The 26,136-nt window shown below is 71.7% G+C and carries 2 protein-coding genes; both read left to right on the top strand.

What is annotated here, in order from left to right; all coding sequences use genetic code 11:
- The first annotated feature begins 154 nt into the window (after window positions 1-154).
- Window positions 155-21,577 (top strand): non-ribosomal peptide synthase/polyketide synthase, encoded by a 21,423-nt coding sequence (locus tag AB0G32_RS08460; RefSeq protein WP_361160026.1) that lies wholly within the window; start codon window positions 155-157, stop codon window positions 21,575-21,577.
- Window positions 21,574-26,121, top strand: a complete 4,548-nt coding sequence (locus tag AB0G32_RS08465) for an amino acid adenylation domain-containing protein (protein ID WP_361160029.1) — start codon at window positions 21,574-21,576, stop codon at window positions 26,119-26,121. Before AB0G32_RS08460 ends, AB0G32_RS08465 begins: the two co-directional genes overlap by 4 nt.
- Window positions 26,122-26,136: the final 15 nt, after the last annotated feature.

Genomic DNA, 26,136 nt, shown 5'->3' on the forward strand with positions numbered 1-26,136 from the left:
CGACCCGCACGCTCTCACGACGCAGCGCTCCGCCCCGCGCGACCGACCGCCGGGGCCGGGCACTGTGTCCCGACACGCCCCGGCGCGAGGTGCCGGGGCGTGCCGCCCGCCGCTGCCGTGGAAGCCTCTCGAATCAGCCAGTGGAGACCCTGCGATGCCTGACTCTCGCCCGCTTCGCCCGGACCACGCGGACCACTCGGACCAGCCGCGGACCACGGCACCCACGTCCGCCCCGTCGGCGACCCCGGCGGCCTGGTCGTCCGTGCCCGCCCGCATCGCACAGTGGGCGGCCCGGACTCCCCGGGCGGTGGCGGTGCGCTGCGGGACCGAGACGGTGTCGTACGCGGAGCTGGACCGCCGGGCGAACCGACTGGCACGCCATCTGCGCCGGTCCGGGGTGGGGGCCGAGTCCCGGGTGGGGCTCGGCTTCGCCCGCGGCGCCGACCTGGTGGTGGCCGTCCTGGGCGTCTGGCGGGCCGGCGCCGCGTACGTACCCCTCGACCCCGCGTACCCGGCGGACCGCCTGCACCACATGATCACCAGCAGCGGGGCCGCACCGGTCATCGACGGCGACTGGCTGACGGCGGCCGGCCAGGCGATCGCGGCCGAGCCGGACACCCCCCTCGACGTACCACTGGACCCCGACCAACTCGCCTACGTGATCCACACCTCGGGCTCCACCGGCCGCCCCAAGGGCGTCGCGGTCGCACACCGCGCCGTGGTGGACCTGGTGGACGCCATGACACCGATCCTGGGCACCGGACCGGGCGAAACGACCCTGCAGTTCGCGTCGTTCAGCTTCGACGCGTCGGTGCTCGACCTGGCCGCCACCCTGGCCGCGGGCGGCACCCTGGCCGTCGCGAGGAGCGAGGAGCGCTCGGACCCCGCGGCGCTCGCCCGGATGATCCGCGACAGCGGTGTCACCGTCGCCAGCGTCGTCCCGTCCCTGCTGTCGACCCTCGACCCGCAGTCGGTGCCCGGCGTACGGAACTGGCTGCTGGGCGCGGAGCGGCTCAACGCCGGTCTCGCGGCCCGCTGGCGGGCCCGCACCGGTCTGTGGAACACCTACGGTCCCACCGAGGCCACCGTGATGGCCACCGCCGTGCAGATCCCCCGGACCGCCACCGCCGAGGACGCGCCGCCGCCGATCGGCCGCCCCCTCGACGGCACGCACGCCTTCGTGCTGGACGAGTCACTGCGCCCGGCGCCGGCCGGTGCGGTCGGTGAGGTGTATCTGGCCGGTACCGGGCTGGCCCGCGGCTACCTGGGCCGCGCGGACCTGACCGCCGAGCGGTTCGTGGCCTGCCCCTTCCTGCCCGGGCAGCGCATGTACCGGACCGGTGACCTGGCCCGGTGGTCGGACGACGGGCTGCTGCACTTCGCGGGCCGGGCCGACGCCCAGGTGAAGATCCGCGGCTTCCGGATCGAACTCGGCGAGGTCGAGTCGGTCCTCGCCGCCCACCCGGCGGTCACCCAGCCGGTGGTCCTGGTTCGGGACGGCCGCCTCACGGCGTACGTCGCCGCCGACGGCGCCCCCGCCCCGGTGGACCTGCGCGCGTTCGCCGCCGAGCGGCTGCCCGACTACATGGTCCCGGCGACGGTGACCGTGCTGGACACCCTGCCGCTCACGGTGAACGGCAAGGTGGACACGGCCGCCCTGCCCACCCCGGAGCCGGCGCGCCGGCCGGGCCGCGCACCGTCCACGCCCGTCGAAGAACTGCTCTGCGGCCTCTTCGCGGACGTCCTGGGACAGGAGACCACCGGCGCCGACGACGACTTCTTCGCTCTGGGCGGCGACTCGATCCTGTCGATGACGGTCGTCTCCGGAGCCCGCCGGGCCGGTTACGTCATCACCACCCGCGAGGTCTTCGAGCACCGCACCCCGGCCCGCCTGGCCGCCCTGGCCCGCCCGCTCACCGCCGGCCCGGCCGAGGACGGCGCGGCCGATGCCACCGGCGAGATCCCGCTGACCCCCGTCATGCGGGAACTGCTCGCCCGGGTCGAACCCCAGGACGTCCGCGAGGTCTACCAGTCGGCACGTGTCGCGACACCCGTGGGTGTGGATGGTGGGGTGTTGGCGTCTGCGGTGCGGGCGTTGGTGGTGCGGCATGAGGTGTTGCGGGCGCGGTTGGTGTCGGATGTGGCGGGGTTGCGGTTGGTGGTGCCGGTGGAGGTGCCGGAGCGGGTGTGGGTGCGGCGGGTTGATGCGGCTGGTTTGGGTGGGGGTGAGTTGGAGGCGTTGGTGGGGGTGCATGCCGGTGAGGCGGTGGGTCGGTTGGACCCGTTGGCCGGTGTGATGCTGGATGTGGTGTGGTTCGACGGTGGGCCGGGGGCTGAGGGGCAGCTGCTGCTGGTGGCCAGTCATCTGGTGGTCGACGGGGTGTCGTGGCGGGTGTTGCTGGCGGATCTGGCGTTGGCGTACGGGGAGTTGGCCGCGGGTCGTGGTGCCGGTCTGGAGCCGGTGGTGACGTCGTTCCGGCATTGGGCGCGGGGGTTGGTGGCGCAGGCGGACAGCGACGAACGGCTGAGCGAGCTCCCCGAGTGGACCGAACTCCTGCGGGACGCCCAGGCGGTGCTGCCGGCCCGGCCGGCGGACCGTCCTCAGTGGCTCGGGACCAGTGTGCGTCGGGTGTCGGTGCGGGTGCCGGTGGGTGTGTCGGTGGGGTTGTTGGGGGGTGTGCCGGCGGCGTTTGGTGCGGGTGTTGAGGATGTGTTGCTGGCCGGTCTGGTGGGGGCGGTGTCGGAGTGGGCGGCGGCTGGTGGCGGGGGGCTGTCGGGTTTTCTGGTGGATGTGGAGGGGCATGGGCGGGTGCCGTTGGGTGACGGTGGTGATCTGTCGCGGACGGTGGGCTGGTTTACGGGTGTGCGTCCGGTGCGGGTGGACGCGGGTGATGTTGATGGTGGTGCGGTGCGGTGTGGTGGTGGGGCCGCGGGGGTGTTGGTCAAGCGGGTGAAGGAGCAGGTGCGGGCGGTCCCTGGGGACGGTCTCGGTTTCGGGGTGTTGCGGTATCTGAATGAGGAGACGGCGGGGGTGCTGGCAGGACTGCCGACCCCGCAGATCGGCTTCAACTATCTCGGGCGTTTCAGCAGCCGCGACGAGGCATGGCACCTCATCGGCGACGGTCTGGGCGAGGGAATCGCCGGCCACGCACCCGTGATGCACGCCCTCGAAGTGGAAGGGCTGGTCAGGGATCTGGCCGGGGGGCCGGAGTTGGTGTTGTCGGTGTCGTGGCCGGAGCGGTTGTTGGGGGAGGAGTCGGCGCGGGCGTTGGTCGAGGGCTGGGCGGCGATGCTGTCGGGTCTGGTGGCGCATGTGGAGGAGTTCGGTGGTGGTGGGTTTACGCCGTCGGACTTCCCGTTGGTGGCGTTGGACCAGGGCCAGGTGGAGGAGGCGGAGGCGGCTGTTGCGGGGTTGGTGGAGGTGCTGCCGGTCTCGCCGTTGCAGGAGGGCCTGCTCTTCCACTCGCTGTTCGACCAGGACGGCACCGACGTGTACGTGGAGCAGCTGCTCCTGGAGGTGCGGGGGCCTGTGGACGCCGGGGTGTTGCGGGCGTCGTGGCAGGCGGTGGTGGACCGGCATGCTGGTCTGCGGGCGGGGTTCTGGCAGCCGTCGGGTCTTGAGCAGCCGATGCAGGTGATCGCCGAGGGCGTCGAACTGCCCTGGCGCGAGATGGACCTGTCGCAGGCACCGGACGAGGTGGCGTGGACGGAGTCCGAGCGGATCACGGTCGAGGAACGGGCCCGGCGCTTCGACCTCGCCCGGCCTCCGTTGCTGCGCGTGCTGCTGATGAAGGTGGGCCAGGACCGCTGGCGGTTGGCGGTCACCCTGCACCACCTGGTGCTGGACGGCTGGTCCCTGCCCATTCTCCTGCGCGAAGTCTGGGCAGCCTACGCGGCCGGCGGCACCACCGACGCCTTTGCACCGGCCCTCCCGTCCCGTGCGTACTACGCCTGGCTCCAGGCCCAGGACCGGCCCGCGGCACGGGAGGCATGGAGCCGGGCCCTGGCCGGCGCCGAGGAGCCGACCCTGATCGCTCCCACCACCGGCGAGCTCGAACCGGCCGTGACGGACCAGTACGTCTTCGCCCCGAGCACAGAGCTGGCCGCAGCAGTGCGCGAGCTCGCTCGTCGGTCCGGCGTCACGTTGAACACCGTGGTGCAGGTGGCGTGGGCGGTGCTGGTCGGTGCGCTGGCCGGCCGGCGTGATGTGGTGTTCGGGTCGACGGTGGCGGGTCGACCGGCCGAGCTGCCCGGCATGGAGCACATGCTGGGACTGTTCATCAACACGGTGCCGGTACGGGTGCGCCTGGACGGGGCGTGCTCGGTCGCGGAGTTGCTGGCCACGGTGCAGACGGAGCAGTCCGGGCTGCTGGAACATCAGCATCTCGGACTGAGCGAGATTCAGCGGCTGGCGGGACCCGGAGCGGCCTTCGACACCCTGCTGGCGTTCGAGAACTACCGTGCGGGCGAAAGCGGCCCGCCCGCCCCTCTGCGCCTCATCGGGTCCGGCGTACGCGAATCGACCCACTACGCCCTGACGCTCGGCGTCAACCCGATCAACGGTCTGGAACTGCGGATCGACCACCGGCTGGACCTTTTCGACACGGCCGCGGCCGAGGTGCTCTCGGGGCGGCTGGTCCGCGTTCTGGAGCAGATGGCGGCCGACCCGGAGACCCGTGTCGGCGCGCTGACCCTCCTGGACCAGGGGGAACGGGCACTCGTGGTCGAACGGTGGAACGACACCGGGCGACCCGTCGGGCCGGCGACGGTGCCGGAGCTGATCGCGGAATGGGCAACGCGGGCGCCGGAAAGCGCGGCGGTTCGGTGCGGGTCCGCGGCACTGACGTACGCCGAACTGGAGGCGCGGGCGAACCGGCTGGCGCGGTATGTGCTCCGGCTCGGCATCGGAGCGGAGAGCCGGGTGGGGCTGCGGTTGTCCCGGGGCGTGGACATGGTCGTGGCGATGCTTGGTGTGTGGCGGGCCGGGGCGGCGTACGTACCGCTGGATCCGGAGTATCCGGCGGACCGGCTGGCGTTCATGGTGGCCGACAGCGGTGCGGCGTTGGTGATCGATGACGGCTGGCTGTCGGGTGCGGCAGAGGAGATCGCGGCCGAGTCCGAGGGGCCGCTGAATGTGTCCTTCGATCCGGATCGTCTGGCGTATGTGATTTATACGTCGGGGTCGACGGGTCGGCCGAAGGGTGTGGCGGTCGCGCATGGTGGTCTGGCGAATCTGGTGGCGGCGATGGGGCCGGTGCTGGGTGCGGGGCCGGGTGAGGTGACGTTGCAGTTCGCGTCGTTCAGTTTCGATGCGTCGGTGCTGGATGTGGCGGTGACGCTGGCCGGTGGTGGCACGCTGGCGATCGCGACGGCCGAGGAGCGTAGGGACGCGCAGGCGTTGGCGGGGATGATCCGTGATGCCGGGGTGACGGTGGCCAGTGTGGTGCCTTCTCTGCTGGGGGTCCTGGACCCGGAGGCGGTGCCGGGCGTGAAGACCTGGGTGCTGGGTGCGGAGCGGCTGAACGCGGATCTCGCGGCGCGCTGGCGGGCGCGGGCCGGCGTGTGGAACACGTACGGTCCGACCGAGGCCACGGTGATGGCGACGGCGGTGGAAATCGCGGAGGACGTCACAGCGGAGGATGCGCCGCCGGCCATCGGCCGCCCCCTGGCGAACACGAGCGTCTTCGTGCTGGACGAGTTCCTGCGCCCGGTAGCCCCCGACATGGTGGGAGAGGTGTATCTGGCCGGTCCTGGGCTGGCACGCGGGTATCTGGGCCGCGCTGACCTGACCGCTGAGCGGTTCGTGGCCTGTCCGTTCCTGCCCGGGCAGCGGATGTACCGGACTGGTGACCTGGCGCGGTGGTCGGACGACGGGTTGCTGCACTTCGCGGGCCGCGCCGACGAGCAGGTGAAGATCCGCGGCTTCCGGATCGAACTCGGCGAGGTCGAGTCGGTCGTCGCCGCCCATCCGGATGTGGCTCAGGCCACCGTCGTGGCGCGGGATGGGCGGCTTGTCGCGTACGTGGTGTCGCGCGGTGAGCCTTCGGCAGTGCGGGAGTTCGCTGCCGCGAGGTTGCCGGAATACATGGTGCCGTCTGCGGTGATGGTGCTGGACGGGCTGCCGCTGACGCCGAACGGCAAGGTCGATCAAACGGCCCTGCCGGCCCCCGAGGCGGAAAGCGGGGCGGGCCGGGCGCCGTCGACCCCGGTCGAGGCAGTGCTCTGCGGCCTCTTCGCCGACGTACTGAGCGCTGAGGAAGTCGGGGTCGACGACGACTTCTTCCTCCTGGGCGGCGACTCGATCCTGTCGATGCTCTTGGTGTCCGGGGCCCGGCGCGCGGGTTTGGCCATCTCGTCCCGGCAAGTGTTCGAGAAGCGGACACCGGCCGGGCTGGCGGGAGTGGCGGACGTACTGGGCGACGGTCCGGCCGGGGATGGAGAGCCCGGTGTGGGTGACGTGCCGCTGACGCCGGTGATGTGTGAACTGATCGAGCGGGTCGGGCTCGGCCGGTTGGGCGAGGTCGTCCAGTCCAACCGAGTCAGGACACCCGTGGGTGTGGATGTTGAGGTGTTGGCGTCTGCGGTGCGGGCGTTGGTGGTGCGGCATGAGGTGTTGCGGGCGCGGTTGGTGTCGGATGTGGCGGGGTTGCGGTTGGTGGTGCCGGTGGAGGTGCCGGAGCGGGTGTGGGTGCGGCGGGTTGATGTGGCTGGTGTGGGTGGGGGTGAGTTGGAGGCGTTGGTGGGGGTGCATGCCGGTGAGGCGGTGGGTCGGTTGGACCCGTTGGCCGGTGTGATGCTGGATGTGGTGTGGTTCGACGGTGGGCCGGGGGCTGAGGGGCAGTTGCTGTTGGTGGCCAGTCATCTGGTGGTCGACGGGGTGTCGTGGCGGGTGTTGCTGTCGGATCTGGCGTTGGCGTACGGGGAGTTGGCCGCGGGTCGTGGTGCCGGTCTGGAGCCGGTGGTGACGTCGTTCCGGCATTGGGCGCGGGGGTTGGTGGCGCAGGCGGACAGTGGTGAGCGGTTGGGTGAGCTTGGGGTGTGGAGGGGGTTGTGGGAGGGGGCTGGGCCGGTTCTGGGTGGGGTGCTGGATCCGGTGCGGGATGTGGAGTCGTCGGTGCGTCGGGTGTCGGTGCGGGTGCCGGTGGGTGTGTCGGTGGGGTTGTTGGGGGGTGTGCCGGCGGCGTTTGGTGCGGGTGTTGAGGATGTGTTGCTGGCTGGTCTGGTGGGGGCGGTGTCGGAGTGGGCGGTGGCTGGTGGCGGGGGGCTGTCGGGTTTTTTGGTGGATGTGGAGGGGCATGGGCGGGTGCCGTTGGGTGAGGGTGGTGATCTGTCGCGGACGGTGGGCTGGTTTACGGGTGTGCGTCCGGTGCGGGTGGATGCGGGTGATGTTGATGGTGGTGCGGTGCGGTGTGGTGGTGGGGCTGCGGGGGTGTTGGTCAAGCGGGTGAAGGAGCAGGTGCGGGCGGTCCCTGGGGATGGTCTCGGTTTCGGGGTGTTGCGGTATCTGAATGCGGAGACGGCCGGGGTGCTGGCGGGGCTGCCGGCCCCGCAGATCGGCTTCAACTATCTCGGGCGTTTCAGCAGCCGCGACGAGGCATGGCACCTCATCGGTGATGACTTCGGCGGAAGTGTCGGCGGGGGTGTGGGTGGGGACTTTCCGGTGTTGCATGCGCTGGAGGTCATGGGTGTAGTGCGGGATCTGGCCGGGGGGCCGGAGTTGGTGTTGTCGGTGTCGTGGCCGGAGCGGTTGTTGGGGGAGGAGTCGGCGCGGGCGTTGGTCGAGGGCTGGGCGGCGATGCTGTCGGGTCTGGTGGCGCATGTGGAGGAGTTCGGTGGTGGTGGGTTTACGCCGTCGGACTTCCCGTTGGTGGCGTTGGACCAGAGTCAGGTGGAGGAGGCGGAGGCGGCTGTTGCGGGGTTGGTGGAGGTGCTGCCGGTCTCGCCGTTGCAGGAGGGCCTGCTCTTCCACTCGCTGTTCGATCAGGGCGGCACCGACGTGTACGTGGAGCAGCTGCTCCTGGAGGTGCGGGGGCCTGTGGACGCCGGGGTGTTGCGGGCGTCGTGGCAGACGGTGGTGGACCGGCATGCTGGTCTGCGGGCGGGGTTCTGGCAGCCGTCGGGTCTTGAGCAGCCGGTGCAGGTGATCGCCGAGGGTGTCGAACTGCCGTGGCGCGAGGTGGACCTGTCGAGCGCGTCGGATGAGGTGGCGTGGACGGAGTCCGAGCGGATCGCGGTCGAGGAGCGGGCCCGGCGCTTCGACCTCGCCCGGCCCCCGTTGCTGCGGGTGCTGTTGGTGAAGGTGGGCGAGGACCGCTGGCGGTTGGCGGTCACCCTGCACCACCTGGTGCTGGACGGCTGGTCCCTGCCCATTCTCCTGCGTGAGGTCTGGACTGCTTATGCGGCGGGTGGCAGTGGGGTGGGGCTGCCGGTGGTGACGCCGTATCGGGAGTATGCGGCGTGGTTGGCCCGGCAGGACGGGGACGCGGCACGGGACGCTTGGCGTCGGGCGCTGGCCGGCGTCGAGGAACCGACGCTAGTAGCACCGACCGTGCCGCGGGTCGCCGTGGTCGAACCCCGCCAACTGACGATCGCACCGGGCGCCGAGGTGGCCGAGGCACTGGGTGAACTCGCTCGCCGGTCGGGTGTCACGGTGAACACGGTGGTGCAGGTGGCGTGGGCTGTGGTGGTGGGTGCGCTGGCGGGGCGGCGTGATGTGGTGTTCGGGGCGACGGTGGCGGGTCGTCCGGCGGAGTTGCCTGGTATGGAGAGCATGCTGGGGTTGTTCATCAACACGGTGCCGGTTCGGGTGCGTTTGGATGGTTCCCGGTCGGTGGTGGAGTTGTTGGGTGTGGTGCAGGGGGAGCAGTTGGGGTTGCTGGATCACCAGCATCTTGGGCTGAGTGAGATTCAGCGGCTGGTGGGGCCTGGGGCGGGGTTTGACTCCCTGTTGGCGTTCGAGAATTTTCCGGGTGATCCGGATGTGCCGTCGTCGTTGGGTTCGGTGGTGGTGACGGGTGCGGGGATGCGGGAGTCGACCAACTTCGTGCTGGCGCTCGGGGTGGATCCGGCGGAGTTGAGGCTGCGGCTGGACTACCGGCCCGATCTGTTCGACGCGGATCAGGCGGAGCAGGTCGTGTGGCGGCTGGTGCGGGTGCTGGAGCAGATCGCGGCCGACCCGGGGACCCGGCTCAGCGACATCGACGTACTGGTCGCCGGCGAGCGGACGCGAGTGGTGGAGGCGTGGAACGGCCCTGCTCGGTCGGCAGCGACGGCTTCGTGGTGGGAGCTGTTCGACGACCGGGTTGTCGCGGCGCCGAGCGCCGTGGCGGTGCGGTGCGGTTCCGAGACGCTGTCGTACGCAGCGTTGCGCGAGCGGTCGAATCAACTGGGGCGGTACCTGCAACGCTCGGGTGTCGGTGCCGAGAGCCGGGTGGGGCTGCGGTTGTCCCGGGGCGTGGACATGGTCGTGGCGATGCTTGGTGTGTGGCGGGCCGGGGCGGCGTATGTGCCGCTGGATCCGGAGTATCCGGCGGACCGGCTGGCGTTCATGGTGGCCGACAGTGGTGCGGTATTGGTGATCGATGACGACTGGCTGTCGGGTGCGGCAGAGGCGATCGCGGTTGAGTCCGAGGGGCCGCTGAATGTGTCCTTCGATCCAGATCGTCTGGCGTATGTGATTTATACGTCGGGGTCGACGGGTCGGCCGAAGGGTGTGGCGGTCGCGCACCGTGGCTTGGTGAACCTGGTCGAGGCAGTCGCGCCGGTGCTGGGTGCGGGGCCGGGCGAGGTGACGTTGCAGTTCGCCTCGTTCAGTTTTGACGCGTCCGTAGTGGATGTGGCGGTGACGCTGGCCAGTGGTGGCACGCTGGCGATCGCGACGAGTGAGGAGCGTAGGGACGCGCAGGCGTTGGCGGGGATGATCCGTGATGCCGGAGTGTCGGTGGCCAGTGTGGTGCCGTCCCTGCTGGGGGTCCTGGACCCGGAGGCGGTGCCGGGGGTACGGAACTGGGTGCTGGGTGCGGAGCGGCTGAACACCGATCTCGCGGCGCGCTGGCGGGCGCAGGCGGACGTGTGGAACACGTACGGTCCGACCGAGGCCACGGTGATGGCGACGGCGGTGGAGATCGCGGAGGACGTCACAGCGGAGGATGCGCCGCCCGCAATAGGCCGGCCGCTTGCCGGTACAAGGGTGTTCGTGCTGGACGAGTTCCTGCGGCCGGCACCGGTCGGAGCGGTCGGTGAGGTGTATCTGGCCGGTCCCGGTCTGGCGCGTGGGTATCTGGGGCGGGTGGAGCTGACGGCGGAGCGGTTCGTGGCCAGTCCGTTCGTTCCCGGGCAGCGGATGTACCGGACGGGTGACCTGGCGCGGTGGTCGGACGACGGGTTGCTGCACTTCGCGGGCCGGGCCGACGCCCAGGTGAAGATCCGCGGCTTTCGGATCGAGCTCGGCGAGGTGGAGTCCGTCGTCGCCGCCCATCCGGATGTGGCTCAGGCCACCGTCACGGTTCGCGACGACCGGCTCATCGCGTACGTCGTCTCTCGCGGTGAAGCGTCGGCCATCGGGGCGTTCGCCGCCGAGCGGCTGCCCGAGTACATGGTCCCCGCCACCGTCGTACTCCTCGACGAACTGCCTCTCACCCCCAACGGCAAGATCGACCAGGCCGCCCTGCCCGCTCCCGAGGCCGGACGCGAACTGGGCCGGGCCCCGGCGACTCCGGTCGAAGCGGTGCTCTGTGACCTCTTCGCCCAGGTGCTGGGGCTGGAGCGGGTGAGCGTCGACGACTCCTTCTTCGCGTTGGGCGGCGACTCGATCCTGTCGATGCTTCTGGTGTCCGGTGTGCGGCGCGCTGGATGGGCCCTCTCACCGCGGCAGGTGTTCGAGGAGCAGACACCGGCCAGGCTGGCCCTGATCGCTGAAGCGGTGGCCGACAGCTCGGTCGCTAGCGGGGAGCCCGGCGTGGGTGACGTGCCGCTGACGCCGGTGATGCATGAACTGATAGAGCGGGTCGGGCTCGGCGCCCTCGGCCAAGCCGTGCAGTCCAGCGTGGTGGCGACGCCGGTGGGTGTGGATGTTGAGGTGTTGGCGTCTGCGGTGCGGGCGTTGGTGGTGCGGCATGAGGTGTTGCGGGCGCGGTTGGTGTCGGATGTGGCGGGGTTGCGGTTGGTGGTGCCGGTGGAGGTGCCGGAGCGGGTGTGGGTGCGGCGGGTTGATGCGGCTGGTTTGGGCGGGGGTGAGCTGGAGGCGTTGGTGGGGGTACATGCCGGTGAGGCGGTGGGTCGGTTGGACCCGCTGGCCGGTGTGATGCTCGATGCGGTCTGGTTCGACGCCGGACCCGGGAATAGCGGACGGCTCCTGCTGGTGGCGAACCACTTGGTGATGGACACCGTTTCCTGGCGGGTGTTGTTGGCGGATCTGGCGTTGGCGTACGGGGAGTTGGCCGCGGGTCGTGGTGCCGGTCTGGAGCCGGTGGTGACGTCGTTCCGGCATTGGGCGCGAGGGCTGGCGGCGCAGGCGGACAGTGGTGAGCGGTTGGGTGAGCTTGGGGTGTGGAGGGGGTTGTTGGAGGGGGCTGGGCCGGTTCTGGGTGGGGTGCTGGATCCGGTGCGGGATGTGGAGTCGTCGGTGCGTCGGGTGTCGGTGCGGGTGCCGGTGGGTGTGTCGGTGGGGTTGTTGGGGGGTGTGCCGGCAGCGTTTGGTGCGGGTGTTGAGGATGTGTTGCTGGCCGGTCTGGTGGGGGCGGTGTCGGAGTGGGCGGCGGCTGGTGGCGGGCGGCTGTCGGGTTTTTTGGTGGATGTGGAGGGGCATGGGCGGGTGCCGTTGGGTGACGGTGGTGATCTGTCGCGGACGGTGGGCTGGTTCACGGGTGTGCGTCCGGTGCGGGTGGACGCGGGTGATGTTGATGGTGGTGCGGTGCGGTGTGGTGGTGGGGCCGCGGGGGTGTTGGTCAAGCGGGTGAAGGAGCAGGTGCGGGCGGTCCCTGGGGATGGTCTCGGTTTCGGGGTGTTGCGGTATCTGAATGCGGAGACGGCGGGGGTGCTGGCAGGACTGCCGACCCCGCAGATCGGCTTCAACTATCTCGGACGCGTCGACGCCCGAACCTCCGAGGCGGGACGAGACCGGGACTGGCTGCCCGTCGGTGAGGACGTGATCGGTGGGGGTGTGGGTGGGGACTTTCCGGTGTTGCATGCGTTGGAGGTCATGGGTGTAGTGCGGGATCTGGCCGGGGGGCCGGAGTTGGTGTTGTCGGTGTCGTGGCCGGAGCGGTTGTTGGGGGAGGAGTCGGCGCGGGCGTTGGTCGAGGGCTGGGCGGCGATGCTGTCGGGTCTGGTGGCGCATGTGGAGGAGTGCGGTGGTGGTGGGTTTACGCCGTCGGACTTCCCGTTGGTGGCGTTGGACCAGAGTCAGGTGGAGGAGGCGGAGACGGCTGTGGCGGGGCTGGTGGAGGTGCTGCCGGTCTCGCCGTTGCAGGAGGGCCTGCTCTTCCACTCGCTGTTCGACGTCGAGTCCGTGGATGTCTATGTCGAGCAGTTGGTGCTGGATGTGCGGGGGCCCGTGGACGCCGGGGTGTTGCGGGCGTCGTGGCAGACGGTGGTGGACCGGCACGCTGGTCTGCGGGCGGGGTTCTGGCAGCCCTCGGGCCTTGAGCAGCCGGTACAGGTGATCGCCGAGGGCGTCGAACTGCCCTGGCGCGAGATGGACCTGTCGCAGGCACCGGACGAGGTGGCGTGGACGGAGTCCGAGCGGATCGCGGTCGAGGAGCGGGCCCGGCGCTTCGACCTCGCCCGGCCTCCGTTGCTGCGGGTGCTGCTGGTGAAGGTGGGCGAGGACCGCTGGCGGCTGGCGGTCACCCTGCACCACCTGGTGCTGGACGGCTGGTCCCTGCCCATTCTCCTGCGTGAGGTCTGGACTGCTTATGCGGCGGGTGGCAGTGGGGTGGGGCTGCCGGTGGTGACGCCGTATCGGGAGTATGCGGCGTGGTTGGCCCGGCAGGACGGGGATGCGGCACGGGACGCTTGGCGTCGGGCGCTGGCCGGCGTCGAGGAACCGACGCTAGTAGCGCCGGCTGACCCGGCGCGCTCACCCGGTGAGACCGCGAACGTCAGCGCCCAGCTCATGCCCCAGCACGTTCGTGACCTCGAGCGATTGGCCCGTGGCTCGGGTGTCACGGTGAACACGGTGGTGCAGGTGGCGTGGGCTGTGGTGGTGGGTGCGCTGGCGGGGCGGCGTGATGTGGTGTTCGGGGCGACGGTGGCGGGTCGTCCGGCGGAGTTGCCTGGTATGGAGAGCATGCTGGGGTTGTTCATTAACACGGTGCCGGTTCGGGTGCGTTTGGATGGTTCCCGGTCGGTGGTGGAGTTGTTGGGTGTGGTGCAGGGGGAGCAGTCGGGGTTGCTGGATCATCAGCATCTTGGGCTGAGTGAGATTCAGCGGCTGGTGGGGCCTGGGGCGGGGTTCGACAGTCTGCTGGCGTTCGAGAATTTTCCGGGTGATCCGGATGTGCCGTCGTCGTTGGGTTCGGTGGTGGTGACGGGTGCGGGGATGCGGGAGTCGACCAACTTCGTGCTGGCGCTCGGGGTGGACCCGGCGGAGTTGAGGCTGCGGCTGGACTACCGGCCCGATCTGTTCGACGCGGGTCAGGCGGAGCAGGTCGTGCGGCGGCTGGTGCGGGTGCTGGAGCAGATCGCGGCCGACCCGGGGACCCGGCTCAGCGACATCGACGTACTCGATGCTGGTGAGCGGGTGCGGGTGGTCGAGGAGTGGAATGACACCGGGCGTGCGGTGGGTGCCGGGTTGGTGCCGGAGCTGTTCGCGGAGTGGGCGGTGCGGGCGCCGGAGAGCGCGGCGGTGCGGTGTGGCGCGGTGGAGCTGTCGTACGGGGAGCTGGAGGCGCGGGCGAATCGGTTGGCCCGGTTCCTGTGCAGGCACGGGGTGGGTGTGGAGTCTCGGGTGGGGCTGCGGTTGTCCCGGGGCGTGGACATGGTCGTGGCGATACTCGGTGTGTGGAAGGCCGGGGCGGCGTATGTGCCGCTGGATCCGGAGTACCCGGCGGACCGGCTGGCGTTCATGGCAGCCGACAGCGGTGCGGCGTTGGTGATCGATGACGGCTGGCTGTCGGGTGCGGCAGAGGCGATCGCGGTTGAGTCCGAGGGGCCGCTGAATGTGTCCTTCGATCCGGATCGTCTGGCGTATGTGATTTATACGTCGGGGTCGACGGGTCGGCCGAAGGGTGTGGCGGTCGCGCATGGTGGTCTGGCGAATCTGGTGGCGGCGATGGGGCCGGTGCTGGGTGCGGGGCCGGGTGAGGTGACGTTGCAGTTCGCGTCGTTCAGTTTTGACGCGTCGGTGCTGGATGTGACCGCCACGCTCGCCCACGGCGGCACGCTGGCGATCGCGACGAGTGAGGAGCGTAGGGACGCGCAGGCGTTGGCGGGGATGATCCGTGATGCCGGGGTGACGGTGGCCAGTGTGGTGCCGTCCCTGCTGGGGGTCCTGGACCCGGAGGCGGTGCCGGGGGTACGGAACTGGGTGCTGGGTGCGGAGCGGCTGAACGCCGATCTCGCGGCGCGCTGGCGGGCGCGGGCCGGCGTGTGGAACACGTATGGTCCGACCGAGGCCACGGTGATGGCGACGGCGGTGGAGATCGCGGAGGGTGTTACGCCGGAGGATGCGCCGCCGGCGATTGGCCGGCCCCTGGCGAACACGAGCGTCTTCGTGCTGGACGAGTTCCTGCGGCCGGCGCCGGTCGGTGCGGTCGGTGAGGTGTATCTGGCCGGTCCCGGTCTGGCGCGTGGGTATCTGGGCCGCGCGGACCTGACGGCAGAGCGGTTCGTGGCCAGTCCCTTCGACACCGGCACCCGCATGTACCGGACCGGTGACCTGGCGCGATGGTCGGACGACGGGCTGCTGCACTTCGTGGGCCGGGCCGACGAGCAGGTGAAGATCCGCGGCTTCCGGATCGAACTCGGCGAGGTCGAGTCCGTCGTCGCCGCCCACCCCGACGTCGCCCAGGTCACCGTCGCGGTCCGCGACGAGCGACTGATCGCATATGTCGTGTCCCGCGACAGCGAACCGTCATCGATCCGGGCGTTCGCCGCCGAGCGGCTGCCCGAGTACATGGTCCCCGCCGCCGTCGTACTCCTCGACGAGCTGCCTCTCACCCCCAACGGCAAGATCGACCAGGCCGCCCTGCCCGCCCCGGATGTGGCAGGCGGCCCGGGACGGGCACCCACGACCCAGGTCGAGGAAGTCCTGTGCGACCTCTTCGCCGACGTACTGGACAAGGAGGAAGTCGGAGTCGACGACGATTTCTTCAGTTCGGGCGGCGACTCGATCATGTCGATGCAGTTGGCGTCGGGGGCACGGCGCGCGGGTTGGGTGGTCTCGCCCCGGCAGGTGTTCGAGGAGCGGACCCCGGCGCGACTGGCGCGAGTGGTGGAGCCGGTCGGGGCCGGCGGCGCCCGTGTGCGGGACGTCGGTACCGGCGAGGTCGCGTTCACGCCGGTGATGCAGTCGGTGGGTGACACGGCGGCCAGCAACGGTTTCGCGCAGTGGATGGCCGTAGTGGCCCCGCCGCAGCTCGGTGTGGAGGTGTTGTCGGCCGGGGTGGGGGCGCTGCTGGACACGCACGACATGCTGCGGGCGCGGTTGGTGGCCGGCGAGGGCCGGTTGGTGGTCGGTGCTTCGGGGTCGGTCGATGGTGCGGTGTTGGTGTCGCGGGTGGATGCCGGTGGGCAGGACGGTGCTGGGCTGGACCGTGTTGTGGAGGCGGCGGCGCGGGCGGCCGTCGAGCGGCTGGATCCGGCGGCCGGTGTGATGGTGCAGGCGGTCTGGGTGGACGCGGGGGCCGACACACCGGGCCGGGTGGTGCTCGTGGTGCATCACCTGGTCGTCGACGGGGTGTCCTGGCGCATCCTCGTGCCGGACCTGCGCGCGGCCTGCGAAGCGGTGCTCGCCGGACGGACACCCGCACTCGACGCGGTGGGTACCTCCTTCCGGCGCTGGTCCGATCTCCTCAACCAGGATGCGGTGAGTGCGCGGCGGCGGGCGGAGCTTTCGGGGTGGGAGCGGGTCCTGGCCGGTGGGGGGTCGTTGCTGGGTGGGCGGCTGTTGGATCCGGTCCGGGACACGGTGGCGGTGTTGCGGCGGTGTGAGTGGGGGTTGCCGGTGGGGGTGGTCGAGACGCTCGTGGGGCGTACCGCGGCGGCGTTCCACTGTGGGGTGCATGAAGTGTTGCTGGCGACGCTTGCCGGGGCGGTGGCTGCCTGGCGGCCCGGCCTTGGTGACGAGGTGCTGGTGGATGTGGAGGGGCATGGGCGTGAGGTGACGGTGGAGGGGGTGGATCTGTCGCGGACGGTGGGGTGGTTCACCAGTGTGCATCCGGTGCGGCTGGCCGTGGGTGGGACGGATCTGGAGCAGGTGCGGGCCGGGGGTCCGGCGGCCGGTGTGCTGCTGAAGGCGGTGAAGGAGCAGGTGCAGGATGTGCCCGGGGACGGCCTTGGTTACGGCTTGCTGCGTCACCTGAACGCCGAGACCGCTCCCGTGCTGGCAGCGTTGCCTGTCCCGCAGATCGGCTTCAACTACCTGGGCCGGTTCGCCGCCGCTCCCGCCACGGACTCCACCGGCGGCGCCTGGGAACCGGCGGCCGGCGCCGGGCCGGTGGGTGCGGCCGACCCGCATGCGCCCGCCGCACATGTGCTGGACGCCGGAGCGGTGGTGCGGGACACCCCGGACGGGCCGGAGCTGACGGTCTCGCTGGCCTGGCCCGGCACCCTCATCGAGGACGCGGACGCCGAGCGGCTCGGCCGGCTCTGGCTGGAGATGCTGGCCGGACTCGCCACCCACACCGACGCCGACACCGGGGCCGGTGGCCACACCCCCTCCGACTTCCCCCTGCTCGCACTCACCCAGGACACCGTCCAGGAACTCGAGGCGGCGGTCCCGGACCTGGTCGACGTATGGCCGCTGTCGCCGCTCCAGCAGGGGCTGCTCTTCCACACCACCCTCGCCGAGCAGGGGCCCGACGTCTACGAGGGGCAGCGGGCGCTGCTGCTGACCGGACCGCTGGACGCGGCGCGGTTGCGCGGGGCGTGGCAGGCCGTCGTGGCCCGGCACCCCGTGCTGCGGGCGGGCTTCCATCGGGGTGTCGCGGACGAGGCCGTGCAGGTGATCGCCGGACACGTCACGGTGCCGTGGCGGGAGGCCGACGTGAGCGGGCTGCCGGCGGCGCGGGCGGACGCCGAGGTGGAGCGGCTGTGCGCCGCGGAGATGGCGACGCGGTTCGACCTGACCGAACCCCCGCTGCTGCGCGTCCTGCTGATCCGGCTCGGTGCGGACCGGCACCGCATGGTGGTCACGACCCACCATGTCGTGGTGGACGGCTGGTCGCTGCCGGTCCTGTTCGACGAACTGTCGGCAGCCTACGAGGCGGACGGCGAGGCGCGGGCCCTGCCGCCCGCGACCTCCTACCGGGAGTACCTGGCCTGGCTGGACCGGCAGGACAAGGAAGCGGCACGCGCCATGTGGCGGGCCGAACTGGCCGGTGCCGAAGGACCCTCGCGGGTGGCGGCGGCGGAGTCCACCCGGGCTCCGGCGCGGCCGGTCCCGCTGGAGTTCGAGTGCTCCCGCGAGCTGACGGACGGACTGGCCGACCTGGCCCGTACCCGTGGCCTGACCATGAACACGGTGGTCCAGGGAGCGTGGGCACTGTTGCTGGCGCGGCTGACCGGGCGTACCGACGTGGTGTTCGGCAGCACGGTGGCCGGACGGCCTGCCGACGTGCCGGGCCTGGACAGCGCGGTCGGCCTGTTCATCAACACCCTCCCGGTGCGGGTCCGCCTGGACCCGGCGCAGCCGGCCGTGGACATGCTCACCGACCTGCAACGACGTCAGGTGGCGACGATGGGCCATCAGCACCTGGGGCTGGCGGAGATCCAGCGGACGGCCGGTTCCGGCGCGGAGTTCGACACACTGGTGGTCTACGAGAACTACCCTCGCACCGCCGACGATTCGGCCGCCGACTCCGCCGATGCCCTGGCCATCCGGCCGGACGGCAAGTCGCAGGACGCGAGTCACTACGCGCTCGCCCTCATCATGGCTCCCGGCGACCGGCTGGCCGGCGAGGTCGTCTACCGCCCCGACCTGTTCACCCGGGACTGGGCGGCACGGCAGCAGGCGCGGCTGCTGTGCGTCCTGGAACAACTGGCAGCGGACGCGACCGTCCCGGTGGGCCGGGTCAGTCTGCTGGCCGAGGACGAGCGCGCGCGACTCGCGCAGTGGAACGACACCGCCCGGCCGGTGGCCGCCGCCCCACTGCCGGTGCTGTTCCGACGGCAGGTGCGCCAGACCCCCGACGCTCCGGCGCTGACATCGGCCGAGTCCGGCCGGACACTGTCGTACGCCGAGGTGGAGGCCGAGGCCGGCCGGCTGGCACGGCACCTGATCGCGACGGGCGGCGTGGGACCCGAGTGCCGGGTCGCGGTGGTCGCCGAGCGCTCGGTGACGACGGTGCTGACGCTGCTCGCGGTCTCCATGGCGGGCGGGGTCTTCGTCCCCGTGGACCCGGGCTACCCGCCGGACCGGGTGGAGTACATGCTGCGGGACTCCGACCCCGCCCTGGTGGTGTGCTCCGCGCGGTCGCGTGGCAGCGTGCCGGAAGAGTTCGCCGACCGTGCGCTGGTCGTGGACGACCCGGCCGTCGCCGAGGCCGTGGCGGGCCGCCGGCCCGGTGCGGTCGCGGACGCGGAGCGGCTCGGTCCGCTGGAGCCGGAGCACGCGGCGTACGTCATCTACACCTCGGGCTCGACGGGCCGCCCCAAGGGCGTGGAGGTGCTGCACGCCGGGCTGGCGAACCTCGCGCAGGCGCAGATCGAACGGTTCGCCGTCCACCCCGGTTCCCGGGTCCTCCAGTTCGCCTCGCTGAGCTTCGACGCGGCCGTGTCGGAGCTGTGCATGGCCCTGCTGTCCGGCAGCACACTGGTGGTGGCCGGCACCGAGCAGCTGCCGCCGAACGTGTCGCTGGCCGAGGCGCTGCGCAGGACCCGGGCCACCCACGTCACCGTGCCGCCGAGCCTGCTGGCCGTCGCGGACACGCTGCCGGACACGCTGGAGACGGTCGCGGTGGCCGGTGAGGTGTGCCCGGCGGGGATCGCGGACCGGTGGTCGTCGGGGCGGCGGCTGGTCAACGCCTACGGGCCGACGGAGACGACCGTGTGCGCCGCCATGAGCCCACCGCTGTCCGCGGGGGGCGGGGACACGGTGCCCATCGGACAGCCGATGACGAACGTACGCGTCTTCGTCCTCGACGCCTTCCTGCAACCCGTGCCCGCCGGGTCCAGCGGCGAGCTGTACATCGTCGGCCCGGGCCTGGCCCGCGGCTACACCGGACACCCGGGCCTGTCGGCGGAACGGTTCGTGGCCTGCCCCTACGTCGAGGGCGCCCGCATGTACCGCTCGGGCGACCTCGCCCGGTGGACCCCGGAGGGACAGCTCCTCTTCCAGGGCCGGGCGGACGAGCAGGTGAAGATCCGCGGCTTCCGCATTGAGCCCGGGGAAGTGGAGTCGGTGATCGGCGCGCACCCCGGGGTCGCCCACGCCACCATCGCCGTACGCGAGGACCAGCCGGGCGAGAAACGGCTCGTCGGCTACCTGGTCCCGGTGTCCGGCGAGCCGCTCGACCGCGACGCGGTTCGGGAGTTCGCGGCCGCCAGGCTGCCGGAGTACATGGTCCCGACCGCGCTGGTCGTGCTGGACGCGCTGCCCCTGACGGTGAACGGCAAGATCGACCGCGCCGCCCTGCCGGCCCCCGAGCGGGCCCCGGCGGGCACGGGCCGAGCCCCGTCGACCCCGGCGGAGCAGGCGCTGTGCGGCCTCTTCACCGAGGTACTGGGCGCGGAGGAAGTCGGCGTCGACGACGACTTCTTCGTACTGGGCGGGGATTCGATCATGTCGATGCAGTTGGCGTCGAGGGCGCGGCGCGCGGGTTGGGTGGTCTCGCCCCGGCAGGTGTTCGAGGAGCGAACCCCGGCGCGGCTGGCACTGGTCGCCCATCAGTCGGCCGAACGGACACCGGCCGGGGAAGTGTCCGGCGTGGGCGAGGTCGCGTTCACGCCGGTCATGAAGTCGGTGGGTGACACGGCGGCGCGGTCGGCGTTCGCGCAGTGGATGGCCGTAGTGGCCCCGCCGCAGCTCGGTGTGGAGGTGTTGTCGGCCGGGGTGGGGGCGTTGCTGGACGCGCACGACATGCTGCGGGCGCGTCTGGTGGCCGGCGAGGGCCGGTTGGTGGTCGGTGCTTCGGGGTCGGTCGATGGTGCGGTGTTGGTGTCGCGGGTGGATGCCGGTGGGCAGGATGGTGCTGGGCTGGATCGTGTTGTGGAGGCGGCGGCGCGGGCGGCCGTCGAGCGGCTGGATCCGGTGGCCGGTGTGATGGTGCAGGCGGTGTGGGTGGACGCGGGGGCCGACGCACCGGGACGGGTGCTGCTGGTGGTGCATCACCTGGTCGTCGACGGGGTGTCCTGGCGCATCCTCGTCCCGGACCTGCGTGCGGCCTGCGAGGCGGTGGCGGCGGGGCGCCGGCCCGTGCTGGACGCGGTGGGTACGTCCTTCCGGCGTTGGTCCGGCCTCCTGGCCCTGGATGCGGTGAGTGCGCGGCGTCGGGCGGAGCTTTCGGGGTGGGAGCGGGTTCTGGCCGGTGGGGGGTCGTTGCTGGGTGGGCGGCTGTTGGATCCGGTCCGGGACACGGTGGCGGTGTTGCGGCGGTGTGAGTGGGGGTTGCCGGTGGGGGTGGTCGAGACGCTCGTGGGGCGTACCGCGGCGGCGTTCCACTGTGGGGTGCATGAAGTGCTGCTGGCGACGCTTGCCGGGGCGGTGGCTGCCTGGCGGCCCGGCCTTGGTGATGACGTGCTGGTGGATGTGGAGGGGCATGGGCGTGAGGTGACGGTGGAGGGGGTGGATCTGTCGCGGACGGTGGGGTGGTTCACCAGTGTGCATCCGGTGCGGCTGGCCGTGGGTGGGACGGATCTGGAGCAGGTGCGGGCCGGGGGTCCGGCGGCCGGTGTGCTGCTGAAGGCGGTGAAGGAGCAGGTGCAGAATGTGCCCGGGGACGGCCTCGGTTACGGCTTGCTGCGTCACCTGAACGCCGAGACCGCTCCCGTGCTGGCAGCATTGCCTGTCCCGCAGATCGGCTTCAACTACCTGGGCCGGTTCGCCGCCGCTGCCACCACTGACTCCACCGGCGGCGCCTGGGAACCGGCGGCCGAGGCGGGACCCGGAGGCGCCGCCGACCCGGAGGCACCCGTACTGCACCTGCTGGACGCCGGAGCGGTGGTGCGGGACACCCCGGACGGGCCGGAGCTGACGGTCTCGCTGGCCTGGCCCGGCACCCTCATCGAGGACGCGGACGCCGAGCGGCTCGGCCGGCTCTGGCTGGAGATGCTGGCCGGACTCGCCGCCCACACCGAGGCCGACACCGGGGCGGGTGGCCACACCCCCTCCGACTTCCCCCTGCTCGCACTCACCCAGGACGAAGTCGAAGAGTTCGAAGCGATAGCCGCAGAACGCGAAGGTGGGCAGTCCCAGTGAAGAAGACAACCCCGGTCAAGGCGGCTGCTCTCGCGGAGGTCTGGCCGCTGTCACCGCTCCAGGAAGGGCTGCTCTTCCACACCTCCTTCGACACCGGCGGCCCGGACGTCTACGCCCTTCAGACCGTCATTTCCATCGACGGACCACTGGACCCCGACCGCTTCCGGGCCTCCTGGCAGGCACTGCTCAACCGCCACGCCGCGCTGCGCGCCAGCTTCCACCAGCGCAAGTCCGGCGCACCGGTCCAGCTCATCGCCCACGAGGTGGACCTGCCCTGGCAGGCGACCGACCTGTCCGGCCTGGCGGAAACCGAGCAGACGGCCGAAGCGGCCGCACTCGCCGCACGCGAAAGCGCCCACCGGCTGGACGTGGCCGTCGCACCCCTGCTCCGTCTGCTGCTGATCCGGCTCGCCGACGAACGCCACCAACTGGTCCTGACGACACATCACATCCTGCTCGACGGCTGGTCGATGCCGGTCCTGCTGGCCGAACTGGCCGAGATCTACGCGGCCGGCGGCGACGCCCGCACGCTCCCGCCCGCCGCCGCGTACCGCGACTACCTGGCCTGGCTGAGCCGCCAGGACAAGGACGAGGCACGCGCCGCCTGGCAGCGCGAGATGGCCGGAACGGACGGGCCGACACTGGTCGTCGCCGAGGACCGGCGGCGCGCCGCCGTACTGCCACGCGAACACACCCTGGAACTGCCCGAGACGGCCACCGCCACCCTCACCGGACTGGCCAGGGAACACGGCCTGACCGTCAACACGGTGGTACAGGGCGCCTGGGCGCTGGTGCTCGCCCGCCTCACCAGGCGTGCCGACGTGGTGTTCGGCGCGACGGTGGCGGGCCGTCCACCGGAGCTGCCGGGGGTGGAGACCATGGTCGGCCTCCTCATCAACACCCTGCCCGTCCGGGTCCGCCTCCAGCCGGAGCAGTCGGTGCTGGACATGCTCGGCGCGCTCCAGGAACGGCAGACCGCGCTGCTGGCCCATCAGCACCTCGGGCTGGCGGAGGTACAGCGAGTCGCCGGGCCCGGCGCGGGCTTCGACACCCTGGTGGTCTACGAAAGCTTCCCCCGGGCTCCCGAGAAGCCGGACCGCAAGGAGACGTACACCATCTCCGGCGGCGCGACCCAGCAGGCGACCAACTACCCGCTGACCGTGGGCGTCACCCCGCACGACCGCCTCCGCATCGAACTGGCCTACCGGCCCGACCTCTTCGACCAGGAGCAGGCCGACCGCATCGGGCGCCGACTGGTACGGGTGCTGGAACAGATCGCGGCCGACCCGCGGGTACGGCTCAGCGACATCGATGTGCTGATCGCCGGCGAACGGGCGTTGGTGGTGGGGGAGTGGAACGACACCAACCGCCCGATCGGCTCGGCGACGGTACCCGAGCTGTTCGCGGAGTGGGCGGTGCGGGCGCCGGGGAATGCGGCGGTGCGCTGCGGTACCGAGTCGGTGTCGTACGGGGAGTTGGAGGCGCGGGCGAATCGGTTGGCCCGGTTCCTGCGCAGGCACGGGGTGGGTGCGGAGTCGCGGGTGGGGCTGCGGTTGTCCCGGGGCGTGGACATGGTCGTGGCGATACTCGGCGTGTGGAAGGCCGGGGCGGCGTACGTACCGCTGGATCCGGAGTATCCGGCGGACCGGCTGGCGTTCATGGTGGCCGACAGCGGTGCGGCGTTGGTGCTCGACGGGGAATGGTTGTCCGAGGCTCGTGACGCGGTGGCTGCGGAGTCTGCGGAGCCGCTGAACGTGCCCTTCGATCCAGATCGTCTGGCCTACGTGATCTACACGTCGGGGTCGACGGGACGACCCAAGGGTGTGGCGGTCGCGCATGCTGGTCTGGCGAATCTGGTGGCGGCGATGGGGCCGGTGCTGGGTGCGGGGCCGGGTGAGGTGACGTTGCAGTTCGCCTCGTTCAGTTTTGACGCGTCGGTGCTGGATGTGACCGCCACGCTCGCCCACGGCGGCACGCTGGCGATCGCGACGGCCGAGGAGCGTAGGGACGCGCAGGCGTTGGCGGTAATGATCCGCGAGGCTGGGGTGACGGTGGCCAGTGTGGTGCCTTCTCTGCTGGGGGTCCTGGACCCGCAGGCGGTGCCGGGGGTACGGAACTGGGTGCTGGGTGCGGAGCGGCTCAACGCCGATCTCGCGGCGCGCTGGCGGGCGCAGGGCGGCGTGTGGAACACGTACGGTCCGACCGAGGCCACGGTGATGGCGACGGCGGTGGAGATCGCGGAGGGCGTTACGCCGGAGGACGCGCCGCCGGCCATCGGCCGGCCCCTGGCGAACACGAGCGTCTTCGTGCTGGACGACTTCCTGCGCCCGATAGCCCCCGACATGGTGGGAGAGGTGTATCTGGCCGGTCCCGGTCTGGCACGCGGGTATCTGGGGCGCGCGGATCTGACCGCTGAGAGGTTCGTGGCCTGTCCGTTCCTGCCCGGGCAGCGGATGTACCGGACGGGTGACCTGGCCCGGTGGTCGGACGACGGGTTGCTGCACTTCGCGGGCCGCGCCGACGAGCAGGTGAAGATCCGCGGCTTCCGGATCGAACTCGGCGAGGTCGAGTCCGTCGTCGCCGCCCACCCCGACGTCGCCCAGGCCACCGTCACGGTTCGCGACGACCGGCTCATCGCGTACGTCGTCGCTCGCGGTGAAGCGTCGGCCATCGGGGCGTTCGCCGCCGAGCGGCTGCCCGAGTACATGGTCCCCGCCGCCGTAGTACTCCTCGACGAGCTGCCCCTCACCCCCAACGGCAAGATCGACCAAACCGCCCTGCCCGCCCCGGATGTGGCAGGCGGCCCGGGACGGGCACCGACGACCCCGGCGGAGGAGGCGCTGTGCGGCCTCTTCGCCGAGGTGCTCAGTGCGCCGGAAGCCTGGGTCGACGACGACTTCTTCACGCTGGGCGGGGATTCGATCATGTCGATGCAGTTGGCGTCGAGGGCGCGGCGCGCGGGTTGGGTGGTCTCGCCCCGGCAGGTGTTCGAGGAGCGGACCCCGGCGCGGCTGGCGCAGGTGGTGGAGCCGGTCGGGGCCGGCAGCGCCCGTGTGCGGGATGTGGGGACCGGTGAGGTCGCGTTCACGCCGGTGATGAAGTCGGTGGGCGATGCGGCGGCGCGGTCGGCGTTCGCGCAGTGGATGGTCGTACGCGCCCCGGTCCGCTTCGGGCTGGACGTGCTGTCGGCCGGGGTGCGGGCGCTGCTGGACACGCACGACATGCTGCGGGCCCGTCTGGTGGCCGGCGAGGGCCGGTTGGTGGTCGGGGCTCCGGGGTCGGTCGATGGTGCGGTGTTGGTGTCGCGGGTGGATGCCGGTGGGCAGGATGGTGCTGGGCTGGACCGTGTCGTGGAGGCGGCGGCGCGGGCGGCCGTCGAGCGGCTGGATCCGGCGGCCGGTGTGATGGTGCAGGCGGTCTGGGTGGACGCGGGAGCCGACGCACCGGGCCGGGTGCTACTGGTGGTGCATCACCTGGTCGTCGACGGGGTGTCCTGGCGCATCCTCGTCCCGGACCTGCGCGCGGCCTGCGAAGCGGTGCTCGCCGGACGGACACCCGCGCCGGCCCCGGTCGGTACGTCCTTCCGGCGCTGGTCGCAGGTGCTGGCCGCGGAAGCCGTCAGCGCGCGACGCACGGCGGAGCTGGAGCCGTGGACGAACCTCCTCGCGGACCGCGAGCCGCTGCTCGGCCGGCGTCCCCTGGACCCGGCCCGGGACACGGAGGCGGACACCGTGCGCCGGCCCTGGCGGGTACCGGCCGCGCAGGCCGACACCCTGGTCACCCGTACCCCCGCCGCCTTCCACTGCGGTGTGCACGAGGTGTTGCTGGCGACGCTGGCCGGTGCCGTGGGCGTCTGGCGGCCGGAATGTGCCGCCGGGCTGCTGGTGGACGTGGAGGGACACGGACGCGAGACGACGGCCGACGGGGTGGACCTGTCCCGGACGGTGGGCTGGTTCGCCAGCACCCATCCGGTGCGGCTGCGGCTCGGGGGCGTACGGCTGGGCCGGGCGCGCACCGGCGGCCCGGCGGCCGGTGCGTTGCTGAAGACGGTGAAGGAACAGGCGCAGGCCGTTCCGGGCGACGGGCTCGGGTACGAGCTGCTGCGTCACCTCAACGCCGAGACCGGCCCGGTGCTGGCGGCGTTGCCCGGTCCGCAGCTCGGCTTCAACTACCTGGGGCGGTTCCCGGTCGGCCGGGCGGACGGACCGGGCGGTGCCTGGGAGCCCGCAAGCGGGTCGGGGCTGGGCGGGGCAGCCGATCCGCAGACGCCCGCCCGGCACGCGCTGGAGGCCGTGGCGCTGGTCGAGGACACCCCGGCCGGGCCGGCACTGACGGTCTCGCTGGCCTGGCCCGGCACGCTGATCGAGAACAGCGACGCCGAGCGGCTCGGTCGGCTCTGGCTGGAGATGCTGGCCGGGCTCGCCGCCCACACCGACGCGGACCCGGGCGCCGGCGGCCACACCCCCTCCGACTTCTCCCTGCTGGCGCTCGCCCAGGACGAAGTGGACGACCTCGAGGCCGAGTTCGCCGACGACCACGCCTGACCGAGCGGCACACGC

The organism is Streptomyces sp. NPDC023723 (assembly GCF_040639815.1).
Classification (GTDB): domain Bacteria; phylum Actinomycetota; class Actinomycetes; order Streptomycetales; family Streptomycetaceae; genus Streptomyces.